The organism is Deinococcus aquaticus (genome assembly GCF_028622095.1).
Lineage (GTDB): Bacteria > Deinococcota > Deinococci > Deinococcales > Deinococcaceae > Deinococcus > Deinococcus aquaticus.
In genome coordinates this window covers 1944152-1967017 of sequence record NZ_CP115165.1, presented here as the reverse complement: position 1 = coordinate 1967017, position 22866 = coordinate 1944152, and the positions used below count along the sequence as shown (strand labels likewise).

General features: G+C 70.3%; 18 protein-coding genes. 11 read left to right on the top strand and 7 right to left on the bottom strand.

Annotated elements, in window-relative coordinates:
• Nucleotides 1-123: 123 nt before the first annotated feature.
• Nucleotides 124-2076: an N-acetylmuramoyl-L-alanine amidase family protein gene (locus M8445_RS09495; protein ID WP_273987532.1), complete on the bottom strand. Its 1953-nt coding sequence runs from the start codon at nt 2074-2076 to the stop codon at nt 124-126.
• A gap of 109 nt (nt 2077-2185) precedes the next feature.
• Here M8445_RS09495 and M8445_RS09490 point away from each other — a divergent pair, with 109 nt between their 5' ends.
• Both M8445_RS09490 and M8445_RS09485 read left to right on the top strand, forming a co-directional pair.
• Entirely contained in the window at nt 2186-3292 is a 1107-nt protein-coding gene (locus tag M8445_RS09490; RefSeq protein WP_273987531.1) for a GTP pyrophosphokinase, read from the top strand.
• A gap of 169 nt (nt 3293-3461) precedes the next feature.
• On the top strand, nt 3462-4208 hold the full coding sequence (locus M8445_RS09485) for a glycine-rich domain-containing protein (RefSeq protein WP_273987530.1): 747 nt from the start codon (nt 3462-3464) through the stop codon (nt 4206-4208).
• A gap of 18 nt (nt 4209-4226) precedes the next feature.
• On the opposite strand, the gene tilS is transcribed toward M8445_RS09485, so the two are convergent.
• The gene (tilS, locus tag M8445_RS09480; protein ID WP_273987529.1) at nt 4227-5837 is read right to left on the bottom strand and encodes a tRNA lysidine(34) synthetase TilS; all 1611 of its coding nucleotides are present in this window, start codon (nt 5835-5837) and stop codon (nt 4227-4229) included.
• A 35-nt stretch (nt 5838-5872) separates the two neighbouring features.
• On the opposite strand from tilS, the gene M8445_RS09475 reads away from it, so the two are divergent.
• The 4 genes from M8445_RS09475 (at nt 5873) to M8445_RS09460 (ending at nt 13092) form a co-directional block, all read left to right on the top strand.
• Nucleotides 5873-6352, top strand: a complete 480-nt coding sequence (locus M8445_RS09475; protein WP_273987528.1) for a peroxiredoxin — start codon at nt 5873-5875, stop codon at nt 6350-6352.
• Between the two features lie 393 nt (nt 6353-6745).
• Nucleotides 6746-9142: an FG-GAP repeat domain-containing protein gene (locus M8445_RS09470; RefSeq protein WP_273987527.1), complete on the top strand. Its 2397-nt coding sequence runs from the start codon at nt 6746-6748 to the stop codon at nt 9140-9142.
• 40 nt (nt 9143-9182) lie between these two features.
• Nucleotides 9183-11522 carry an FG-GAP repeat domain-containing protein gene (locus tag M8445_RS09465; RefSeq protein ID WP_273987526.1) on the top strand — a complete coding sequence of 780 codons (2340 nt, stop codon included), beginning with the start codon at nt 9183-9185 and terminating at the stop codon, nt 11520-11522.
• Nucleotides 11523-11556: 34 nt separating this feature from the next.
• A complete protein-coding gene (locus tag M8445_RS09460; RefSeq protein WP_273987525.1) occupies nt 11557-13092 on the top strand; it encodes a collagen-like domain-containing protein in 1536 nt (511 codons plus the stop codon).
• A 114-nt stretch (nt 13093-13206) separates the two neighbouring features.
• Here M8445_RS09460 and M8445_RS09455 read toward each other — a convergent pair whose 3' ends face one another.
• On the bottom strand, nt 13207-14580 hold the full coding sequence (locus tag M8445_RS09455; RefSeq protein ID WP_273987524.1) for an acetyl ornithine aminotransferase family protein: 1374 nt from the start codon (nt 14578-14580) through the stop codon (nt 13207-13209).
• Nucleotides 14581-14743: 163 nt separating this feature from the next.
• Nucleotides 14744-16162, bottom strand: coding sequence for a KamA family radical SAM protein (locus M8445_RS09450; protein ID WP_273987523.1), 1419 nt, complete (start codon nt 16160-16162; stop codon nt 14744-14746).
• A gap of 166 nt (nt 16163-16328) precedes the next feature.
• Between M8445_RS09450 and M8445_RS09445 the strand changes: the two genes are divergently transcribed.
• From M8445_RS09445 to M8445_RS09425, 5 genes are read left to right on the top strand one after another with little or no spacing between them, the layout of a single operon-like run.
• Entirely contained in the window at nt 16329-16790 is a 462-nt protein-coding gene (locus M8445_RS09445) for an Lrp/AsnC family transcriptional regulator (protein ID WP_055362353.1), read from the top strand.
• Nucleotides 16791-16797: 7 nt separating this feature from the next.
• A complete protein-coding gene (locus M8445_RS09440; RefSeq protein WP_273987522.1) occupies nt 16798-17445 on the top strand; it encodes a hypothetical protein in 648 nt (215 codons plus the stop codon).
• Between the two features lie 9 nt (nt 17446-17454).
• The gene (locus tag M8445_RS09435; RefSeq protein WP_273987521.1) at nt 17455-17907 is read left to right on the top strand and encodes a DinB family protein; all 453 of its coding nucleotides are present in this window, start codon (nt 17455-17457) and stop codon (nt 17905-17907) included.
• A 44-nt stretch (nt 17908-17951) separates the two neighbouring features.
• Complete coding sequence (locus M8445_RS09430; RefSeq protein WP_273987520.1) at nt 17952-18554, top strand: hypothetical protein; 603 nt, start codon at nt 17952-17954, stop codon at nt 18552-18554.
• Nucleotide 18555: 1 nt separating this feature from the next.
• On the top strand, nt 18556-18951 hold the full coding sequence (locus tag M8445_RS09425) for a DUF6915 family protein (protein ID WP_273987519.1): 396 nt from the start codon (nt 18556-18558) through the stop codon (nt 18949-18951).
• 3 nt (nt 18952-18954) lie between these two features.
• Here M8445_RS09425 and M8445_RS09420 read toward each other — a convergent pair whose 3' ends face one another.
• From M8445_RS09420 to M8445_RS09410, 3 genes are read right to left on the bottom strand one after another with little or no spacing between them, the layout of a single operon-like run.
• Nucleotides 18955-21231: a xanthine dehydrogenase family protein molybdopterin-binding subunit gene (locus tag M8445_RS09420; protein WP_273987518.1), complete on the bottom strand. Its 2277-nt coding sequence runs from the start codon at nt 21229-21231 to the stop codon at nt 18955-18957.
• The gene (locus tag M8445_RS09415; protein WP_273987517.1) at nt 21228-22265 is read right to left on the bottom strand and encodes an FAD binding domain-containing protein; all 1038 of its coding nucleotides are present in this window, start codon (nt 22263-22265) and stop codon (nt 21228-21230) included. The genes M8445_RS09420 and M8445_RS09415 overlap by 4 nt, the downstream gene beginning before the upstream one ends.
• Nucleotides 22262-22789 (bottom strand): (2Fe-2S)-binding protein, encoded by a 528-nt coding sequence (locus tag M8445_RS09410; protein WP_273987516.1) that lies wholly within the window; start codon nt 22787-22789, stop codon nt 22262-22264. The genes M8445_RS09415 and M8445_RS09410 overlap by 4 nt, the downstream gene beginning before the upstream one ends.
• Nucleotides 22790-22866 lie beyond the last annotated feature (77 nt).

The window sequence follows — 22866 nt, the reverse complement described above, 5'->3', positions numbered from 1 at the left end:
GCGTCTGAGGCGTGGCCGTCCCCGCCCAACACCCGCCAGCAACCTCAGAGAAATACCTGCCCAGTGCCAACGCAGGCTCCCCCGTCCCCCCTGGGGGTGGGGCAGCCCGCCGCAGGCGCCCACCTACCGCCCAAGCCCCCGGTAATACGCGAGAACCCCCGCCGCAATGGCCTGAGCGAGCCGTTCCTGTCCGGCCGGGCTGTTCAGCAGGCGCAGGTTGCCGGGGTCGGTCAGGTAGCCGGTTTCGATCAGGACGCTGGGTTGGCTGGTGGGTCGTGTGAGGGCGAGGTCCGCGCCGGGTTTCAGGCCGGTGCCGGGGCCGAGGTCGGGGAGGCTGGTGCGTAGGGCGGCGAGGAGGGCAGCGGCGAGGGGTTGGGCCTGTGGGTGGGTGTAGTAGATCTCGGGGCCGCGGATGCCGCGTGGGTCGCGACCGTCGGGGAGGGCGTTGGCGTGGACGCTGATGAGGAGGTCGCTGCCCGTGTCGTGGGCGAGCTGGCCGCGGTCGTACAGGCCGACGGTGGTGTCGGTGGTGCGGGTGAGGTGGATGGTGGCGCCCTGGGCGCGCAGGAGTTCGGCGGCGCGGAGGGTGATGGGCAGCACGAGGTCTTTTTCTGGAGTGCCGAGGCTGCCGGCGCCGCCGTTCTGGGTGCCGCCGTGGCCGGGGTCGAGGGTGATGGTGCGGCCCTGGAGGGGCTGGGCGGGATTGGGGGTGGGGGGTGTGCGGATGGTGAGGCGCAGGTGGGGGCCGTCGTGGTCGGCGGTGAAGCCCCAGAGGGGGGCGGTCAGGGTGAGGGTGAGGCGGGTGGTGTCGGGCGTGGTTTTCAGGTCGGTGCGGGTCAGCAGGGGGTGCGGGGCGGGCGGGGTGAGGGGGGTGAGGTGCGGGCCGAACAGGGTGAGGGTAAGGGTGCGTGGGTCGGTCTGTTCGAGGGTGAAGGGGGGCCGGGCGGGGCCGGTGGGGATGAGGAGGGTCAGGCGGGTCGGGTCCGCCGGGGTGGGGGTGGGGATGACGGGCGGTGTGATGGGGGCGGCGGGCGGCGGCGCCGGTGGGGTGGCGGCGTTCCCGGACTCGGTGGGGGGCAGCGCGGGCAGGTCGTTCACGCCAGGCAGGGGGGCGGGGCTGGGGTCGGGCATGGATGCCAGATTGGGCGCGTACAGGCGGTCGGGTTCCAGGCGGACGGTTCCGCCGGTCCAGGGGAGGGGGGCGCTGCCGGGGGTGCCCAGGTCGAGTTGCGTGGCGGTGATCAGGGCGCTCTGGCCGCCGCTCAGGCGGACGCGCAGGTCGCCTTCCTGCCGGCCGACGACGGTGAAGGTCATGTCGGTGCGGGGGTACAGCAGGGACTGGCCGGTCAGGGTGGTCAGGACGGTGCTGCTGGCGTTCAGGCCGGGTCCGGGGACCTGTCCGGGGCGCTGGGTGCCGCTGCGGGCGGCGCCGCTCTGCACGGTGACGCGGCCGGGCGCGGTGGCGGTCACGGTGCGGCCGTCCGGGCCGGTCAGGCTGACGGTCAGCGGGGTGCTGACCTGGGGGGCAGCGGGGACGGTCAGGTCGGCGCGATACGTGCCGGGCGGTCCCTCGCGCATGGGGGTGGGCAGGGCGCTGCCCAGGCGGACGCTGGCGCGCGCTCCGGCGCTGCCCTGCACGCTGACGGGTACGCGGCGTTCGGCGGGCGTGTCGCCGGTCACGTCCCAGAATTCGACCGGCTGGGCGGGCGTGACGCTGCCGGGCAGGATGCGGGTGGGCCGGGCGGGCAGGATGGGCGCGGCGGCGCGCGTGACGCGCAGGGTGCGGCTGCCGGTCACGCGGCTCCCCTGCCGGGCGGTCAGGGTGAGGGTGTTCACGCCGGGCTTGAGCGGCCACCACTCCATGAACAGGCCGTCGGGGCCGGTGGGGACGGCGCGCCCGGACACGCTGAGGCTGGAGCCGGGCGGCACGTGCCCCTGCAGGATCACGTTGGCGTGCGCGACCCGGTGGCCTTCCGGGGGGTACGAGACGAACACGCCGCTGGCGTGCGTGGCGCCCGCCGGGGCGCAGAGCAGGACCAGTCCGGTCAGGGCGGCCAGGGCAGTGGGAACGCGCATGTCCCTGGGTGTAGCACGCCGGGCGCGGGCGTCCGTGTGCGGGGGCGGCAGGTGGGGGCCGCAGGTGGGGACTGCGGGCGGGCCGGTCGGGAGTATGCTGCGGTCACTCATGACTGGCGGGCTGGCAAGAGACTACGAGACGAACCTGCCGCAGTTCGAGGCGCTGCGGGACGCGGCGGTGGCGCACACGGCGCGGCTGCTGGAGCAGGCGGGCCTGAACATTCACCACGTCACGGGCCGCGTGAAAAAGCCCATGAGCCTGGAGGACAAGTTGCGCCGCAAGCCCGGCCGGTACCGGTCGCTGTCGGACGTGACGGACCTCGTGGCGGTGCGCGTGATCACGTACTTCGAGTCGGACGTGGGGGCGGTATCGCGCCTGATCGAGGCGAACCACCGCGTGGACTGGGAGAACTCCATCGACAAGAGCAAGATGCACGACCCGGACCGCTTCGGGTACATGGGCGTGCATTACGTGGTGCAGGTCACGCCGGACACGCCGGAACTCGCGGCGTTCGCGGGCCTGGGCTTCGAGGTGCAGATCCGTTCGATCCTCCAGCACGCCTGGGCGGAAATCGAGCATGACCTGGGGTACAAGAACCGCGAGGCGATCCCGCGTGAGGTGCAGCGGCGTTTCTACCGGCTGGCGGGCCTGCTGGAAATGGCGGACGAGGAGTTCATGGCCCTGCACCGCCTGTCACGCGATTACGCCGAGACGCTGCCCAAGCGGGTGCAGGAGGCGCCGGACAGTGTGTTCATCGACGCGCAGAGCATGAAGCACCTGCTGGGCATTCCGCCCGTGCGGGACCTGGACGGGGGCGTGGCGCAGGCGCTGAACGTGCTGCTGCTGACCGGCTGGCCGGACCCGGAGCGTCCGCAGCGGCTGGCGAGCCTGCTGCATTACGTGGGCGTGCACTCGGTGGGGGCGCTCCAGAAGGAGTTACGCCGTCACCACGACGAGATCCTGGCGTTCGCGGCGCGCCTGATGCCCATGCTGCGCGAGGCGTGGACCCCGGCGGGCGGCGCGCGGCCCGGCACCAGTGTGGTGCATTACGGGCTGCTGCGCGCCTGCGCGAACCCCAGCCTGGACCCGCACGAGATCGTGAGCATGCTGGACATGCGCGGCGTGCTGGGCAGCGATCAGCTGGTGCAGGCGGTGCGGGGCGCGTACGCGGACGTGCAGCGCAGCCTGCCGGACAGCGCCCGCTCCGGCGGATGACGGAGGGCGGGTTTACCTTCCCCTGACGCTGGGGGGAGGCACCCCCCGGGCGCTGACGCGGCGCTGACAGGCGCGGATCACGCTGCATTCAGCAGGAACCCGCGCGGGCGGCCCCGCGTTTCTCGCCCTCCAGGCCGCCCTTCCTCCGGGTTGCTGCCAGGAGCCGGGCATGACAGGAACCGCGCGCACCTTCCCCCTTTCCGGTCAGGAGACCGTCAGTCCCACCGCCGCGCTGACCCACTATGAATTCCCGCCCGCCATGCTGCGCCGCGCCGCGCAGGAACACGGCTGGGGCCACGCCTTCACGGACCGCGCCGCCCACGAGTACCGGCGGTTCCTGATCCTGACCGCTGCGGCCGGGCACCCGGTCACGCCGTCACGGGCCGTGGACGCCCTGTGGCACGAGCACCTGACCTTCACCCGCGACTACTGGGAGCGCCTGACCCCGCTGCTGCCCGCGCCGCTGCACCACGAGCCCGCCACGGGCGAGGCGAGCGACACGGATTTCGCCGCGCAGTACCGCTGCACGCTGGACAGCTACGCCCGCCTCTTCGGCGAGGTGGCCCCGGTCGATGTGTGGCCCGACCCGACGGTCAGGGCGGCCCCAGCCACGCACACGGCCACCCGCACGGCCGGTGGTGTGCGGGTGTCGGCGCTGCTGCTGGCAGCCCTGGCGGGCGGCGTGGCGTTCCTGACGTTCCTGTCCACGCGCTTCGGGGTGCTGGCCGCGCTGGGAGTGTTCGTGCTGGCGCTGATTCTCCTGACGACCGCGCAGGCGAACCCCACCGGTACCGGCGCCCGGCGGGATCGCCGGGACGGCGACGGGGGCGGCGCCGACATCGGCGGTTCAGATAGCGGCGGTTCAGATGGCGGCAGCAGCTGTGGAAGCAGTTGCGGCGGCGGATGCAGCAGCTGAACCCCTGCGTGACGGCCCCTACCGGTCGTCCCTGTGCCGATCCTCACGCAGACGGCCGAACACGTCTTTCAGGAGGCGGGCAGCCTCGTGGGCACGGACACCGCCCGTGATGGTCGGGGTGTGCCCCCAGTGTGCGGCGAGCAGGTCAGTCACGCCGCCCAGCGCACCGGCCTTCGGGTTCGCGGCGCCGTACACGATGTGCCCGACGCGGGCTTCGAGGGCCGCGCCGAGGCACATGGGGCAGGGTTCGAGCGTGACGACCAGCGTGCACCCGCTCAGGTACGGGGTGCCGAGGGTGCGGGCGGCGTCCCTCAGGGCGGCCAGTTCGGCGTGGCGGGTCATGTCGCCGTGCTCGCGGCTGGTGTTGCGGCCCCGTCCGACCACCTGACCTCCGGGGCCGAGGACGACCGCGCCGACCGGGACTTCCTGCGCGCGGGCGGCGTCGTGCGCCTGTGCCAGGGCCTCGCCCATCGCGGCGTGCAGCGGGTCCGGGGGCTGGGCGGCCACCTTGCGCGCCCCGGTCGCCCAGACGGGCGGCTGGAGGCCCACCCACTGCACGCCCGCGCCGCTGACCAGCAGCGGCACGCGGTCCCGGTCGGCGCGGGGCACGTGCCGGTCGGTCAGCACATCGCTGAGCTTGCGCGTCCCGCCGAACAGGGTGACGCGGTCCCCGTCGTACCGGGTGCGCCTCTCCCAGCCGTCGGGAAGCGGGAAGTCCGGTTCCGGGTACGCCTGCGGCGTCAGGTGCAACTGGCCGCCGGTCACGGTCACGTCGTGCCCGCCGGGTAGGGTGACGTGCGCGGTCTCCCCTGCCCGCAGCGCCCCGGCCAGCCGTTCCAGGTGCGGGGCGTGAAAGTCCAGTCCGGCGCGGCGCAATTCGGCGCGCACCCAGCGGCGCAGCACGGCCGGCGGGGCGCTGCGCAGCGGGGCGTGCCGGGTCAGGCGGGCGGCCTGTCCGGTCAGGGCGGCGTCGTCCTCGGCCTGCGTGCGGGCCACGCGGGCCAGGGCCTCCCCGGCGGCCGGGTAGCGGGCAGTCAGGACCGGCATGACCTCCCGGCGAATCCAGGCGCGGGTGTATGCCGGGTCGGCGTTCGTGGGGTCCTCGCGCCAGTCCTGCCCGTGCGCGTGCAGGAACGCTTCCAGATCGGCGCGCGGCACGTCAAGCCAGGGGCGGCGCAGCGGCCCGCGCGCGGCGGGAATGCCGTGCAGGACCGCCTCGCCGCGCAGCAGGGCCGCCAGGACCGTCTCGGCCTGATCGCGCCGCGTGTGCGCCGTCAGGATCACCTGCGCCGCGTGCGCCTTCGCCGTGCGGGTCAGGAAGTCGTACCGCAGGCGGCGGGCGGCGTCCTCGGTGTTCCAGCCGCGCCGCGCCGCGACCGCCGCCACGTCCACCCGCCCCCCCGCGAAGGGTACGTCCAGCCGCGCCGCGAGTGCCTGCACCCACGCGGCGTCCGCCGCCGAGTCCGCCCGCAGCGCGTGATCCAGGTGCGCGGCGACCGGCCGCGCACCCACCAGCAGCAGCGCCCGCAGCAGCGCCACGCTGTCCGCGCCGCCCGACACGCCCACCACCACGACCTCTCCCGCGTAGGGACGCAGGGGCCGCAGCAGGGAATCAGCAACGTCAGACACGGGCGCATTGTAGGACGGCGCGTACAATCGGGCGCATGAGCCTCCAAGTCGGTCAGCCCGCCCCGGACTTCACGCGCCGCAGCGACGACGGCCGCACCGTGTCCCTGCAGGAGCGGCGCGGCCAGTGGACCGTGCTGTACTTCTACCCGCGCGCCAGCAGCGCCGGATGCAGCATCGAAGCGCAGCGGTTCGAGGCGGCCCTGCCGGAATTCGAACGACACGGCGCGCAGGTGATCGGCGTCAGCACCGACACCGAAGCCCGGCAGGCCCGCTTCCGCGACACCTGCCACCTGACGTTCCCAATGATTCCTGACAGCGACCGCAGCCTCGCGCAGGCGTACGGCGTGATCGGCGGCCTGAGCGGCCTGCTCGGCATGACCGGCCGCGCCACGTTCCTGATCGACCCGCACGGCACCGTCACCTGGATTCACCGCAGCCCCAACCCCATGACGCACGTCACGGGCGCCCTGAAAGAACTCAGCGCCGCCCCCCACCAGCTGAAGTCCCGAACCTGAAGTCACAGGGGGCGCCGCCCCGTGGCAGGGAACGGGCCGTCCTGCTCGCCGCCCGCTCCTCGGCGCGTGACCGGCGGGCTGCGGGCAGTCACGGTGCGGTCACTGTGCGGCTGGCACGCTGACGTCACCCCAGGGGAAGACGCCGCGCAGGCCGGGAGTTCCGGCCGGGCGGTCACGTGGGGCATGGAGGGAAACCATGAATCGAGCGCCACCCCTGACCGGCTGAACACATCCGTTCCGCATCCGTCCTAACGCTGCCTGCGGGCGCGCGGACCCTCACGGTGCCCCGTTTCCGGGTGGGGCGCGTCCTGCCTGCTGTGCCTGCGACGTGCGGGCCGGGCCGCAGGGGCGCCGCGCGGCAACGGAAAGCACCCGACCAGACAAGGAGTGTTCATGTCGAGATTTCGCTTGCTGCTGCTGAGTGCGGCGCTACTGACGGCCTGTGGTGGGCCGGGCACGCCGCACACCACACCGCCGCCCGGCCCGTCCCCGACACCCGCGCCCTCTCCAGCGCCCACGCCCGCCAAGCAGTCGCGGCCCTTCCGGGTGACGGTCATGGGCCTGGGGTCGGGTTCGCCTACAGCGCAGGTCACGCGGCCCGGCCTGGGTGCGCAGGCCCTGAACAGCCTGGATCAGGTGGAGATCGGGGACGTGCTGGTGCGCGCCACGACCGACCTGGTCCCGCCGGGGCAGGCGCGCGCGGCGGGCGCACGGTACGTGTCGGTGACCCTGACCGTAAAGAATGGCGCGTACAGCGCGGCGCCCAACCTGACGGTGATCCCGGCGGGGCTGGACACCAACACGGCGCGGTCGGCCTTCACGGACCTGCAACGGTATCCGGGGCTGCCTGCGTACTCGGCCAGCGAGGCGCAGGCCCTGGCACTGAGTATCCGCCCGGCCAGTCCGGTCACACAGGACCCCATGACCCTGCAGCCGACACTGCTGCCCGGCGAGGAAGACACGCTGCAACTGTTCGACGAGTCCGAGGTGTCGCTGCTGGGCATCGCGAACGGGTTCAGCGGTGAGAACCTGCCGTACGGGTTCGTGGCGCACAACCGCAGCAGCCGCACCATTCCGGGGTTCGACGGGACGCATCCGGGGATGGGGACGGTCACGCTGGGCTTCCGGGTGCCGCTGCAGGCGCAGGCGAAAGATGACTTGTACAGCCTGAGCGGGTGGTTCACGTTCGCTCAGGACACCGTCACGACGGCAACCGAATCTCTGGAAGCGCAGCTGCCGGGGAACCGCGCGGCATTCGACCGGATGCTCCCGCAACTGTTCCCGCAGTACCAGTCGCGGGAAGTGCGGGTACTGCCCGGCACGGCGCGGCGGACTAGCCTGAACAATCCGTACCAGACCCCTAACACACAAGTGCGGCCGGTGTGCGGTGTGCGCCTGGGCGGCACGGCCGCGAACCCCACAGGCCTGATGCTGAACGGCCCGGCCGTGTTCGCACCGGACGGCCCGCGCCTGGATCAGTACTCGCCGCTGTCGCTGGCGCTGTGCCGCACGAACCTGCTGGACGACACGTCGGTGGACGGCGTGACGGTCGTGAATCACTGGTCGCAGAACGCCCCGTCGCGCGGCACACCGACCGTGGTGGGTAACCGCGTGACCGTGCCGGTCTGGGCGGACAGCAACGGGTACCAGAGGCCCGACTACCTGTCGGGTCAGACAGTGGACGTGACCCTGACTGCTGGCGTGACTGCCGGGGGGCAGCCCGCGCCGGGCCTGCCGTTCGTGTACCGCGCCCGCGTGCAGACCGCGCCCGCCAGCGGCACGTACACCGATGGCGGTAGCCCCCAGATCTACGATCCCACCAATGGTCAACAGCTGACCAACCTCTCCGCGATCACCCTGGCAGACCTGAACGGTGCGGGGTATGGAGGCAATCACACGCTGATCACCAGTCGCACCGCAAACAAACTGTGGCTGACATCTGGCAGCGTCTATGCCGTCGGCACGGCTCCCAGTGACGTGGGGACCGGTGACCTGAACGGCGACGGGCAGCTGGACGCCTTCACCAGCAACGCGGGCAGCGGGGACGTCTCGGTCCTGCTGGGCAACGGGGACGGCACGCTGCAGCCCGCCACGAGTGTCGCGGTGGGTGCCGGGCCGGAAAGTATCGACCGGGCCGACCTGAACGGCGACGGGCAGCTGGACCTGATCACCGCCAACCGCACGGCGAACACCGTGTCGGTGCTGCTGAACAGCGGCGGCACGTTCAGCGCGCAGCTTGCGGTCAGCGTGGGTGCGCAGCCGTCCGACGCGGTCACGGCGGACGTGAACGGCGACGGGCGCATGGACCTGCTGGTCGCCGCGACGGGTGGGAACGCCGTGAATGTGCGCCTGGGGGCCGGGAACGGCACCTTCAGTGCAGCCGCCGACATTCCGGTCACGGCCCCGATCCGCGTGGCGAGCGGGGACTTCAATAACGACGGGCGCGAGGACATGGCGGCCCTGAGCAGCGCCGGGGTGCATGTGGTGCTGGGCAATGGGGACGGCACCTTCGCCGCGCCGACCACCCTGAGCGTGGGCAGCGACCCGCGTGACCTGCTGGTCGGGGACGCGAATGGGGACGGCTGGCTGGACGTGCTGACCGCCGATTACGACAGCAGTTCCCTAAGCGTGCTGCTGGGCGGGGCGAACAGGTTCACCGCACAGGCTCCCACGGCGCTGACGAAGGCACCGAACCGACTGGCTCAGCTTGGAGGCTATTACAACTACGGCAATCGCCTGATCCCCTACACGCTTGGCGACGACACGTACACGCAACTCACCCCCCAGTGACTACCGCAGTGACCGGCCCTGACCGGGCAAAGGACCACGCATGAAACGACCCCTTCCGTTCCTGCTGACCACGGCGCTGCTGCTCGGCGCGTGTGCTCAGCCCGCCCACACCAGTACGCCTCCACCTCCCACAGCCAACAACCCCGGCGGCCCCTTAACGCCCGCCGGGGCGGCGTTCACGCTGCGCTTCAGTGGGCTGGGCACCCCGGACTTCGCGGCCAGCATCGAGCCCACGCTGGGCGCTCAGGCCCTGACCAGCGAGCAGGGCAACGTGACGCCCGTGCGGGTCGTCTCGCGCGGCAGCACGGACGTCCTGCCCGCAGCGGGCCGCCCCCGCGCCGAGGGCTACCGGTACATCTACGCGGTGGTGTCGGTCACCAGTCCCAGTGCGCTGGAGAACGTGTCGTTCCTGGGCGTGCGCACGCCCGGCACGCTGCCTGCCGCCACGCACGACACGGCCATCAGCACCTTCGTCCGTGCGCCCGGCGGGGCCGCGTACACCGCCACCGAACTGGACGCCCTGGCCCTGAGCGTGCGGCCTGCGCAGGCCAGCGCCCTGAACACCACCACCCTGCGTGTTCACACCATTCCCGGCAGTGACGACAGCGTGCAGTTCCTGCCGGAAGACGAACTGACCTTCACGCCGCCCGGTTTCGTGGGCCTCCTCCCGTACGGCTTCACGGTCCTGAGTCCACAGGGAGGCCGCACGCTGGCGACCGGCACGGAAGCGAACCGCATGATCGTCGGTATGCGCCTGCCCCTGCAGGCCACCCCGCAGGACGACCCATACGGGTTTGCGTTCACGGCCGTGCCCGTGCGCGACAGCACCCGCCGCGTGACGCAAACGCCCGAGGGACTGCGCAGCGGCAACAGCCTGAACGTGCGGCAACTGGCCGCCAGCCTGAACGCCACATTACAGGTGCAGCCGTTCAGCCCCGTGCCGGGTGACCCCATGTGCAACGTGCGCAGCGCGGGCAGCGCCGCCGCGCCCACCGGCACGGTGTTCACCGCGCCGCCCCTGGCCGTGCCGGGCGCGAACGGGCACGCGGTAGGCCGCACCGACACTCTGACCGCCCGTTTCTGCGGCGTGACCCTAGACGCCGCCAGCGCGCAGGCGACCAGCGTCAGCGTGCGCCCCAGCCAGAGCGCCCCGGCAGCCAGCACACCCAGCGCCAGCGGCGACCGCCTGCTGATTCCCGCCCGGACCGGCGGGTACCACGCGGGCGAACAGGTCGAGGTGACGCTGCACAACACCCTGACCGCCGGGGGGAGCGCCGCGCCGGGCACGCCGTTCGTGTTCTCGTTCCGCACCGCCACTGCCCCCGCCACCGCGACCTTCACCGCGCAGACCGAACGGGCCGCCGGACAGGACATACGCGACCTGCTGGCCGCCGACGTGAACGAGGACGGCAAACTGGACGCCATCAGCACCGACAGCAGCGCCAACACCGTCAGCGTGTTCCTCGGGAACGGCGACGGCACCCTGCAGGCCCGCACCGCGTACACCGCCGGAACAGGCCAGGCCCCGACTGACCTGGCGGCCGCCGACCTGAACGGCGACGGGCGACTGGACCTGACCGTGCGCCGCAACGACAGCACGCTGGGCATCCTGATCAACAAGGGCCTGGGCAAGTTCAACCCCATGACCAGCCTGGAGATTGAAGCAGGTGTGACGGACCTCAGCGGGTACACCCTGAAGGACGTGAACGGCGACGGGAAACCCGATCTGATTGCCTGGATACGCGACGCCAGTTACTCCAGCTACGGTCTACGTACACGCCTGGGTAACGGGGACGGCACGTTCGCACCTGCTATCAACGCCCTGCCCAATCTGGGTACTACTGCATTTAACTACGGGATCTACTCAGCACCTCCACTGGCCGACCTGAACCACGACGGTCGCCTGGACTTCGCGGCGTCTTCAGACCGGCTGTACATCATGTCCGGCAACGGCGACGGAACGTTTGCCGCAGAGGCGGCTGCCACTGGGCCAGCAAATGTGTACTCCTCCGATCTGGTCCCGGCGGATGTCAACGAGGACGGGCACATGGACCTGTACCACCGCAACAGCACAACACTGCTCCTCGGAAACGGACAGTTTGGCTTCACGGTCACGCAGTTGGACGCCAGCGGTTATGCCTTGGCAGACTTGGACGGTGACGGGCACCTAGACCTGATCAACAACAACCAGCTGACTCGGGGCTTCGGCAACGGCACCTTCGACCGCACACCCGTCAATACGGGGCTATACGGCTATTTCTTGCAGCCTCAGAACAAGGCCCTCGGGGATTTCAACGGAGACGGCAAGCTCGACGGTCTCAACAACTACTACTCCTACACCCTGAACAGCCCCACCGTATCGGTCGCCCTCAACCAGTAAGCCTCTCCTCTCTCTGCACGTACAGGAGCGCACCATGAAACGAACGGCACTGATCCTCACCGCCCTGCTGGGCCTGTCCGCCGCCGCCCACGCGCAGGAAGTCATCCCCACGCCTGCTGGCATGACCCTGACCTCCGCCGACGAGGGCAAGATCGTGATCGTCCGCAACGGGCAACTGGTCCTGATCGACCCGCGCACCGCGCCCGAACTGAAAGTCATCCAGGGGCCAGCCGGTCCCGCCGGTCCTGCTGGTCCCGCCGGTCCGAAGGGTGATACGGGCGCAGCCGGTCCCGCTGGCCCTGCGGGCGACAAGGGCGACACCGGCGCCGCAGGTGCTGCCGGATCCGCAGGCGCGAAAGGTGAGGTCGGCGCGACTGGTCCTGCCGGAGCTAAAGGTGACAAAGGCGACACCGGCGCCGCAGGAGCCGCCGGATCCGCAGGTGCGAAAGGTGAGGTCGGCGCGACTGGTCCTGCCGGAGCTAAAGGCGACAAGGGCGACACCGGCGCCGCAGGAGCCGCCGGACCCGCAGGCGCGAAAGGTGAGGTCGGCGCGACTGGCCCTGCCGGAGCTAAAGGCGACAAGGGCGACACCGGCACCGCAGGAGCCGCCGGACCCGCAGGCGCGAAAGGTGAGGTCGGCGCGACTGGCCCTGCCGGAGCTAAAGGCGACAAGGGCGACACCGGCACCGCAGGAGCCGCCGGACCCGCAGGCGCGAAAGGTGAGGTCGGCGCGACTGGCCCGATCGGCCTGACGGGACCGGCCGGACCGCAGGGCATGAAAGGCGACAAGGGTGAAGTCGGCGCCGTTGGTCCTATCGGCCTGACCGGTCCCGCTGGCCCCATCGGTCCGCAGGGCGTCAAGGGCGAGATCGGTGCCGTCGGGCCTCAGGGCGCCATCGGCCTGACTGGTCCCGCCGGTCCCATTGGTCCGCAGGGCATTAAGGGCGAAGTCGGCGCGACTGGCCCGATCGGTCTGACTGGTCCCGCTGGCCCCATCGGTCCGCAGGGCATCAAGGGCGAGATCGGCGCCGTCGGGCCTCAGGGCGCCATCGGCCTGACTGGTCCCGCCGGTCCCATCGGTCCGCAGGGCATCAAGGGCGAAGTCGGCGCGACTGGCCCGATCGGTCTGACTGGTCCCGCTGGTCCCATCGGTCCGCAGGGCGTCAAGGGTGAGATCGGCGCCGTTGGGCCTCAGGGCGCCATCGGCCTGACTGGTCCCGCTGGCCCCATCGGTCCGCAGGGCATCAAGGGTGAGATCGGCACCGTCGGGCCAGCTGGGGCGACCGGACCTGCCGGAGCGAAGGGTGACGCCGGACCTCAGGGTCCGCAGGGCGTGAAGGGCGACAAGGGTGACACCGGATCGGTGGGACCAGATGGGGCAACCGGACCCGCCGGAGCGAAGGGGGACGTCGGACCTCAGGGTCCGCAGGGAGCGAAGGGTGACAAGGGCGACACCGGCCCGACTGGCCCGACTGGTCCGCAGGGCCCCCAGGGACCGCAGGGTCCGGCTGGCCCGTCCGTGATTCCGCTGACGGAACGCCGTGAGCAGGAGATGACCGGCCTGATCTGAACCCACGTCCGGTCATGAAGAGAGGACCGCACCTCCAGTCGGAGCGTGCGGTCCTCTGCCTTGTCGGCGCAGGACCCGTGATCGGCGGTAGCTGACCGTGTTATTTCAGGGGGGTTACTTCAGGGCGCGCAGGGCGTCCCGCATGATTTCCAGGCCTGTCGCGGCTTCCTCGCGCGTCAGGATCAGGGGCGGGCTGATGCGGATGACAGCCTCGCCGCAGTCGAGGTTCAGCAGGCCGCGCTCGAACATCGCCATGCTGGCCGCGTCGCGTAGCTTCCCGTCGGGGCTGCCGTCGGGTTTCACGAATTCCAGTCCGATGAACAGCCCCTGGCCGCGCACGTCCCCGATGAACGGGAATTCCGCCTGCATGCCCTTCAGTTCGGTCAGGATGAACTCGCCCACGCTGGCCGCGTTCTCCATCAGGCTGTCGCCGCAACCGGGGTGCTTGACCACGCCTTCAAGCAGGTCCAGCGTGGCGTGCGCCGCCGCGGCCGCCACGGGGTTCCCGCCGAAGGTGCTGCCATGCGACCCGACCGGCCACGTCATCACGCTTTCCTTCGCCAGCATGGCGCTGATCGGCAGGCCCGACGCGATGCCCTTGGCGACCGTGATGATGTCCGGCTGCACACCGCCGTACTCCTCGAACTGCTGGAAGGAGTACATCTTCCCGGTACGGCCCATCCCGGCCTGCACCTCGTCGAAGATCAGCAGGATGCCGTGCTGGTCGCACAGCCCACGCAGTTTCTTCAGGAAGCCCATCGGCGGCACGATGTACCCGCCCTCGCCCTGCATCGGCTCGATGATGAACGCCGCGACCTCATCCGGCGGCAGGACCGTCTGGAACAGGTTCTTCACGTGCGCCAGCACCGCGTCCCCGCAGAACTGCGGCGTGCTGCCCAGCGGCGGCCGGAACGGATTCGGGTACGGCACGTGCGACACGTTCGGCAGCAACGGCCCGAACCCCCGCTTGTACTTCGTCTTGCTACCCGTCAGCGTGATCGCGCCGTACGTGCGCCCGTGGAAGCTGCCCAGCGTGCTGATGATGTGCGACCGCCCCGTATGGTTGCGGGCCAGTTTCACGGCCGCCTCGACGGCCTCCGCGCCGCTGTTCCCGAAAAACACGCGCCACTTCTCACCGGGTTTCTCGACGTGCTTCACCATGCGCTCGGCGAGGCTGGTCGTGATCTCCTGCGGGTAATCCGTCAGGCACACGTGCGCGAACCTAGTGATCTGCTCCTGCACGGCCTTCACCACATGCGGATGCGCGTGCCCGGTCGTGCTGACCGCGATTCCCGCAAAGAAATCCAGCATGGTGTTGCCGTCCACGTCGGTGAGCCACACGCCCTCCCCTTGATCCGGCACGAACGGGTAAGGCCGCATGTACGAGGTCGAGAGGTGCTGGGCGTCGCGGGCCATGATCGCCGCAGTTTTGGGACCGGGCAGAGAAGTCTTGAGTTCAGGCTGACGGGGTTTGGGAAGGGTAGTCATTGGGGTTCTCCTGGGGGAGGGACGGCAGAGTCGCGGACGACCCCTCCGCCCCTTCGGGGCACCTCCCCTCAAGGGGAGGCGTGATTTCTGGCTCCCCTTGAGGGGAGCTGGCCGCGCAGCGGACTGGCTGGTACAGCTGCGAAGCAGAGGGGTCGCCTTTCTTTCAGTCCCCGCTGACGGGTTGCGCGGTCTGTACCATGCCGTCGGGCGCAGTGTCGGTCACGGCCACATCCAGGCCGATGCCGTGGGCGGCCCATTTGTCTTCGCGGCTGTTCAGGCGGTGTTTGGTGGCGCCGGGGCGGTTGCGGCTTTCGCTGAATTCTTTGGGTTCGATGCTGATGCGTTCGCCTTCCATGAGGCCGTAGATGCCGCTCTGGCCGGGTTCCTTGCGTTGCCAGTCGGTGGGGACGAGCATGTCGGGGCCGGTGTAGTCGGTGGGTTCGCTGTACGCGGCGATGTAGCCTTCGAAGTTGCGGAGGATCAGTTTCTCGGGGCTGTGGCTGAGGACGTAGTTGGGTGCGACGGGGATCTTGCCGCCGCCGCCGGGCGCGTCAACGACGTAGGTGGGCACCGAGTAGCCGCTGGTGTGGCCGCGCAGGCTTTCCATGATTTCCAGGCCCTTGCTGACGGTGGTGCGGAGGTGCCCGGCGCCGTGGACGAGGTCGCACTGGTAGATGTAGTAGGGGCGGACGCGGATCTTGACGAGTTCCCGCACGAGTTTCTGCATGATGACGGGGTGGTCGTTCACGCCGCGCAGCAGGACGCTCTGGTTGCCGAGGGGCACGCCGGCGCGGGTGAGGCGGTCGCAGGCGTCGGCGACTTCCGGGGTGATCTCGCGGGGGTGGTTGACGTGGATGTTCATCCAGACGGGGTGGTTCTCGGCGAGGACATCGCAGAGTTCCTGCGTGACGCGCATGGGCATGAACACGGGCACGCGCGTGCCGATGCGGATGATCTCGATGTGCTCGATCTTGCGGAGTTCCGCGAGCAGACGGCCCAGGACTTTCGGGGCGAGCGTGAGGGGGTCGCCGCCGCTGAGGAGCACGTCGCGCACCTGGGGCGTGTTGCGCAGGTAGTTCAGTTGCGCCTCGTACTCGGCGGGGTTGAAGGTCTCGCTGGGGTCGCCGACGATGCGGCTGCGGGTGCAGTAGCGGCAGTAGCTGGCGCACTGGGTGGTGACCAGCATCAGCACGCGGTCCGGGTAGCGGTGCACGAGGCCGGGTACGGGGCTGTGCTTGTCCTCGGCGAGGCTGTCTTCCATCATGGACGTGAACGGTTCGAGTTCGTGGTGCGTGGGGATCACCTGTCGCCGGACGGGGCAGGTGGGGTCCGTGGGGTGCATCAGGGACGCGAAGTACGGGGTGATGTCCAGCCGGAAGATGCCCTTGGCACTGGCGCCCTGGCGTTCACTGTCGGTCAGGCGGATGACGGATTCGAGTTCCTCGACGGTGTTGATGCGATTCTTGAGCTGCCATTTCCAGTCGTACCACTGCTCGTCGGGCACGTCTGCCCACCTGGGCGCGCGGTGGTTGCGGGGAAGCATGGTCTGGCTGTCGGTGGTGGCGTTCGGGTGAATGGGCATGGCAGCCTCCGGGGTGCTGGGGGGCGAAACGTGAATTGGGTGCCCGCTTATTGTCCGTGCCGCGCGGCCCACTTTGGAATGTGCGCACACCCCGCCTGCGGGCAGGTTTCACACACACAAAACTCTCAAACGCCACCCCCAACCTTCCAAATGCTAGGCTAGGGGCATGAGACAGTCCGGCGGCCACCTCGACCCCCTCGATCACAGCATCCTTCAGGAGCTCCAGACCGACTCGCGCCTCAGCATGCGCGAACTCGGCCGCCGCGTCGGCCTGAGCGCCCCCGCCGTCACGGAACGCGTCCGCCGCCTCGAGGACGCCGGCGTGATCCTCGGCTACGGCGTGCGCGTCGCCAGCAAACCCCTGGGCCGCACCATCACCGCGTTCATCGGCGTGCAGGACAGCGGCCGCAACGACCCCACCCTGGTCCGCTGGGCCACCAAACACGACGGCGTGCTGGAATGCCACTCTGTCACCGGCGACAACTCCTGCATCCTGAAAGTCGCCGTGCCCGACGTGGGCGCCCTGGAAAACATGCTGACCGAACTGATCAACATGGGCTTCACCTGCGACACCAGCATCGTCCTGAGCACCCCACTGGAAGGCAAACTGCTGCTGCCGCCCCGGTAAACAGCCTATGACGCTGCTGAGCGTTGCGGACCTGCCGTTCGCGCCACCCACCGGCACACACCTGAGCTTCCTGGGCTGCCCACCGGACGCGGCGGCGCGGGCCTTCGTCGCCATGCAGGTGGCGGAGGGTCGTCCCTGCGTGTCTCTCCCCTGCCCTCCGGAAGACGTACCGGTCAGCCTCACCCGCCTGGAATCCCTGTCGTTCCTGGGACAGCGGCACCTCTTCATCCCGACCGCCACGCCCGGATGGACGGCATACTTCAACAATTACGCGCTGGGCACGAATGCCAGCAGCGTGCTCCCCGGACTGGCGCAGGCGCTGAAGTGCCGAGCCGTACTGATCGAGGCTGTCCCGCTGGGTACGAACGGAGAGGCCTCGGAGGCGCTCGGCCTGACCGTGCTGGACACGGAAGGCAGCGGCTGGCGGCGATCCGTCGGTCTGCGGAACACGGAGGGCTTCTGGCGGTTCTGGCAACTGGGCGAGCCTTTTGCGTTCGAAGAAGTGGACCGGTATCGCCTGCGCCGCCGCAGACGCCGGTTCGATCTGCCCATGCTCACAGCGTACGCCTCGGCACTGGGTTTACACCCGTTCCAGACGGGGTTCTACCAGTCAGGTGGGCTTCTGGTGACCTGCGGTCCCCGTCAGGCCCGGTAAGCTGCGCGCATGCTGCCTGAATTGCGGGATCTGTTCGTGCGGGATCTGGAGAAGCTGACGCTGGAACTGGAGGCGTACCCGGACGAGGCGTCGGTGTGGGCCGTGCCGGACGGCGTGCTGAATTCGGGTGGGACGCTGGCGCTGCACCTGATCGGGAATCTGTCGCAGTTCGTGGGGGCGGATCTGGGGGGCGTGGCGTTCATGCGGGACCGTCCGGCGGAGTTCGCGCGGCGGGACGTGCCGCGCGCCGAGTTGATCGCGGGTGTGCGGGGCGTGTCGGCGCTGGTGGCGGGTACGCTGGACCGGCTGGACCCGGCCGCGCTGGACGCGCCGCACCCGGCGCAACTGCCCGGTTTTCCGCAGAGCATGACCACGCAGTACTTCCTGATTCACCTGTACGGGCACCTGAACTGGCACCTGGGGCAGGTGAACTACCACCGGCGGATGGTGGCGGCGGGCTGAAACCTCCTCTTGCCACAATTACGCCAATAACATAATATGTGAGTATGACTCACGGTCACCCGGCCTATCTGCTGATCCGCAGACTCGCGCAGTTCAACGACGAGTGGTACGCCGACCACACGCTATCGCTGGAGGGCGTGAATCCAGCGGGCCTGTACGCCTCGCGCGAGGCGGCCGAGGCCGCCGCCCGCCGCCTGAGCATCCAGGCCATGCGCGGCGCGAACTTCGACGACCTCGAGGTGGACGAGGACACCGACACGGCCCTCACGGCGCTGCTGGACACGCCGGGCCGACTCGACCCGACCCTGCGGGCGGCGTACCGGGGATTCCAGTCACGGCAGCGTCCCCTGCCAGCGTGGCTGACCGACGAACAGCTCGGCGACCTGCTCGACCGGACCGGGCTGACCCTGTTCCACATCATCGACACGCGCGTGCCGGCCTTCGAACTCGCCCTGGCTCAGTCCCTGCTGGCCCTGACGCCCGGACGGCCACCCATCGACCTGACCTTCGACCATGAGGACGACACCGGCGCGGAACTGGACGTGCCCCGTCAGGTGATCGAGGACAGCGACGATCCGGCCGTGCAACGCCTGAACCGCGTGACGCGGCTGTTCGGGCGGCGCTACGCCAGCGGGCTGCCGGTCTGACATGGCGCACCCCTGGCACCACGCGCAGAGCAGTGCCCGCCGTTTCGGGGGCGTGCCCGACGATTACCTGGCCGTGCACGGCTGGTTCGACCAGACCAAGGGGCACTGGGCCGACGCCCGGCACCGCGCCGTGCTGCACAGCACATTCGGGATCTTCCTGTGCGAGCAGTTCTTCGGGCCGACCGTGGTCCGCGCCAGCGACGGCCGGCACGTACCCACCCGCCTGATCGGCGAGCAGCACGTGCTCGAAGACCTGGGCCGCATTCCGACCGTGCAGGACTGGCTGGAGGGTCTACCCGTGCAGGGCTGGATGCTGCGCAACGCCGCCGCCCTGAGTCGGGAGAACTGGCAGGGGGAGGACGACCCGGCGGCCCCCTCCCCCACCGATCACGGCTGACGGTCAGCCCAGCAGTTTGTCCACGGTGATGGGCGTGCTGCGGATGCGTTTGCCGGTCGCGTGGTGGATGGCGTTGGCGATGGCGGCGGCCGTGCCGACAATGCCGAGTTCCCCGGCGCCGCGCGCACCGAGAGCGCTGGTGTGAAAGTCCGGGTGGCCGTTCAGGGCGATGGCGCGGACCTCGCGGATGTCGGCGTTGACGGGAATGTGGTAATCGGCGAGGTTGCTGTTCAGCATCAGGCCAGTGGCGGGATCGGTCTCGCCCTGCTCGTGCAGCGCGGCAGACACGCCCCAGATCAGGCCGCCGATCAGTTGACTCTCGGCGGTCTTGGCGTTCAGGACCTGCCCGATATCGAACGCCCCGACAATTCGGGACACGCGGGGCGTCATGAAGTCCGGGTCGACGCGCACCTCGACGAACACCGCGCCGAACGAGTAGCGGGCGTGGGTGTCCGTGACGGCCTGGATCATGCCGTCCTGGCCCTTTTTCAGGGCGTCGAGTTCCTTCTGGCCGCCACCGTTGGGGATGATCTCGCGGTACGTTTCGTGCTGCTCCTTGCCCGCGCGGGTCAGGATGCCGCTCAGGGTGTCGGTGCGGGTTCCGGCGTGCAGCGCGCCGTCCCGCGCCTCGATGTCGATGGGTGCCACGCCGTACAGGGGGCTTTCGGGGTCGTTCACGGCGAGATCCACGAGTTCCTGCCGCAGGCCCTGCGCGGCGGCCAGGACGGCGCTGCCGACGCTGCCAGCAGTGCGGCTGCCGCCGCTGTACCCGTTCTTGGGCAGGCGGCTGTCCCCGAGTTTCACGGTCACGCGGTCCAGGTCGGTGCCGAGCGCGTCGGCGGCAATCTGAGCGAGGATGGAGTACGTGCCGGTCCCGATGTCGTGCGAGCCGGCCTCGACCTCCACGCGGCCGTCGGCGTGCAGGCGGGCGCGGGCGGTCGCGGCGCTGGCGTACACAGGGTACGCGGCGGTCGCCATCCCCCAGCCGATCAGGGTTTCGCCGTCTTTCATGCTGCCCGGCTCGGGCGTGCGCTTCTGCCAGCCGAACGCCTCGGCGGCGCGGTCGTAGCATTCGAGCAGGTGCTTGCTGGAGTACGGTTTGCCGCTTTCCGGGTCGGTGTCCGCGTGGTTGCGGCGGCGGAACTCCAGGGGGTCCAGTCCGACCTGGGCGGCCAGTTCGTCCATCAGGACTTCCAGGCCGAAGCTGCCGCTGGCCTCGCCGGGGGCGCGCATCATGATGTTCGGCCCGGCGTTCGTCTGCACCAGCGTCTGCTTGAACTCCATGTTCGGGGTGGCGTACAGCATCTTGGGGATCATGCCGACCTGCTCGGGGAACAGGTCGGCGGGGCCGGTCTGGGTGTGGGCGTGCAGTTCCAGCGCGCTGATGCGGTCACCGTCCAGCGCGGCGCGGTACTCGCTGCGGGTGGCGGCCCGGTACCCGACGGCAGCGAACATCTGCGCGCGGGTCAGGACCAGTTTCACGGGGCGGCGCAGGGTGCGCGCGGCGAGCGCCGTGACCAGCAGGTGCGGCCAGCTGGTGGCCTTGCTGCCGAAGCCCCCTCCCACGAACGGACTGACCACATGCACATTCTCCGGTTCCAGGCCCAGCGCGGCGGCCAGGGTGCCCTGCGCGGACTGCATCCACTGGGTGGGTTCGTAGATCGTGACGCGCTCGTCGCCGTCCCAGTCGGCGATCACGGCGTGCATCTCCATGGGGTTGTGATGCTGGGTGGGCGTGTCGTACGTCCGCCCGGTCACGTGATCGGCCCCCTTGAGCACCTTCCCGGCGTTCCCGCGCGAGTGCCCCAGCGGCGGCATGGGCTTGCGGGCCAGCAACGGGCCGTCCAGCGCGGCCTGCAACGTGGCGTGGTGCGGGCGCTGTTCGTACTCGATCTCGACCAGCAGCGCGGCGTGCCGGGCGGCCTCCAGCGTCCCGGCGACGACCAGCGCGACCGGCTCGCCCCGGTACGAGACCTCTGGCCCCTGGAACGGCAGGAGGCTGGTCCCGGCCGGGCCTTTCGGGTAGCCCTTGATCTTGTGCATCTTCCAGCCGTCCGACTGGTAACTGAACACGTCCAGCACGCCCGGCACCTGCCGCGCCGCCTCCGTGTCCAGGCGGCTGATGCGGCCATGCGCGCACGCGGCGCTGATCAGGACGGCGTGCAGTGCACCGGGGATGTCATGCTCGGCGGCGAAGGTGGCCTCGCCTCGCACCTTGGCAGGGCCGTCCACGCGGCTGACGCGCGCACCCACGTACTTCTTCTGCTCTCCGGCGGTCATGCGGTTCCCCCCTGATCGGCATTCTGGCCCTGCCCGGTGCTCTGGCCGTCCCCATGTCCGTCGGCAGGTTCGCCCGCCAGCGCGGCCAGCAGCGCGCGGACGATGACCTTCGCGGTCAGCGGGACCTTGAAGACGTTCTGCTCCAGCGGGGTCGCCCCGGCCAGCGCGGCGCGGGCAGCCGCCTCGAAGGTCTCCCGGGTGGCGGGCTGGCCGGTCAGGGCCGCCTCGGCCTCCGGGGACCGCCAGGGTTTCGTGCCGACCCCACCCAGCGCCACGCGCGCCGCGCGGATGACACCTCCCTGAACGTCCAGCATGGCCGCGCAGGAACTCAGCGCGAACTCGTAACTCTCGCGGTCGCGGACCTTCAGGTACACGCCGTTCCCGGCGGGCGGGGCGGGCAGGTTGATCGCGGTGATCAGTTCGCCTTCCCGCAGGTCGTGTTCCAGGTGGGGCGTCTGGCCGGGCAGCAGGTTGAAGTCCTGCAGACTCACCTCGCGCTCGCCGTCCGGGCCGCGCAGGGTCAGGGTGGCGTCGTACGCGACGAGGGCCACGCTGGCATCCGACGGGTGCAGGGCCACACAGGCGTCCGACGTGCCCAGGATCGCCTGCTTGCGGTGGTTCCCGGCGATGGCGCCGCACCCGGACCCCGGCTCGCGTTTGTTGCACGCCGTGAACGACGTGTCCCGGAAGTACGGGCAGCGGGTGCGCTGCATGACGTTCCCACCCATGCTGGCCATGTTGCGGATCTGCTGCGACGCGCCCGCCAGCAGGGCGTTACGCAGCGCCGGGTACCGCGCCGCGATGAGTGGATGATCGGCCACCTGCGCCATACTGGCCAGCGCGCCGATCCGCACGCCGTCGCCCTGCTCGGCAATGTCCGCCAGCGGCAGGCCCGTGATGTCCGTCACCTGCGCCGGGCGTTCCACGTCCAGTTTCATCAGGTCGATCAGGGTCGTGCCGCCCGCCAGAAATTTCCCGGGCTGCCCGGCTGCCTCGCCGATCTCGTGCGCGCGGACGTACGCGAAGGGTCTCACTGGACCGCTCCGGCGGTGCCTGCACCCTGGCCTGACTGCCCGGCCACGTCCTGAATGGCGGCCACGATCTGCGGGTACGCCGCGCAGCGGCACAGGTTGCCGCTCATGAACTCCCGGATGGCGTCCGCGTCGCCCGCCTGCGCCTGCTGCACGCACGCCACGGCACTCATGATCTGGCCCGGCGTGCAGTACCCGCACTGGAAGGCGTCATGCTCGATGAACGCCGCCTGCATGGGGTGCAGTTCTCCGCCCGCCGGGGCGAGGCCCTCGATGGTCGTGACCTCGCGGCCCTCGCAGCTCAGGGCCAGCGTCAGGCAACTCAGGTGCGGCTGGCCGCCGACATGCACCGTGCACGCGCCGCACTGCCCGTGATCGCAGCCCTTCTTGGTGCCGGTCAGGTGCAGCCGCTCGCGCAGCACGTCCAGCAGGGTCGCCTGCACGGGAACACGGATTTCCTGACGCTCGCCGTTGACCGTGACGGTCAGGGCGAGGTCCAGGCCGGGCGGGGTGGTGCTCTGGGACATGGGGGTTCCTCCGACCTCCACGCTAAACGCCGGAAGAAAACCCCGTATCTGACGGAGGTTCAGCAGGTATTAACCAA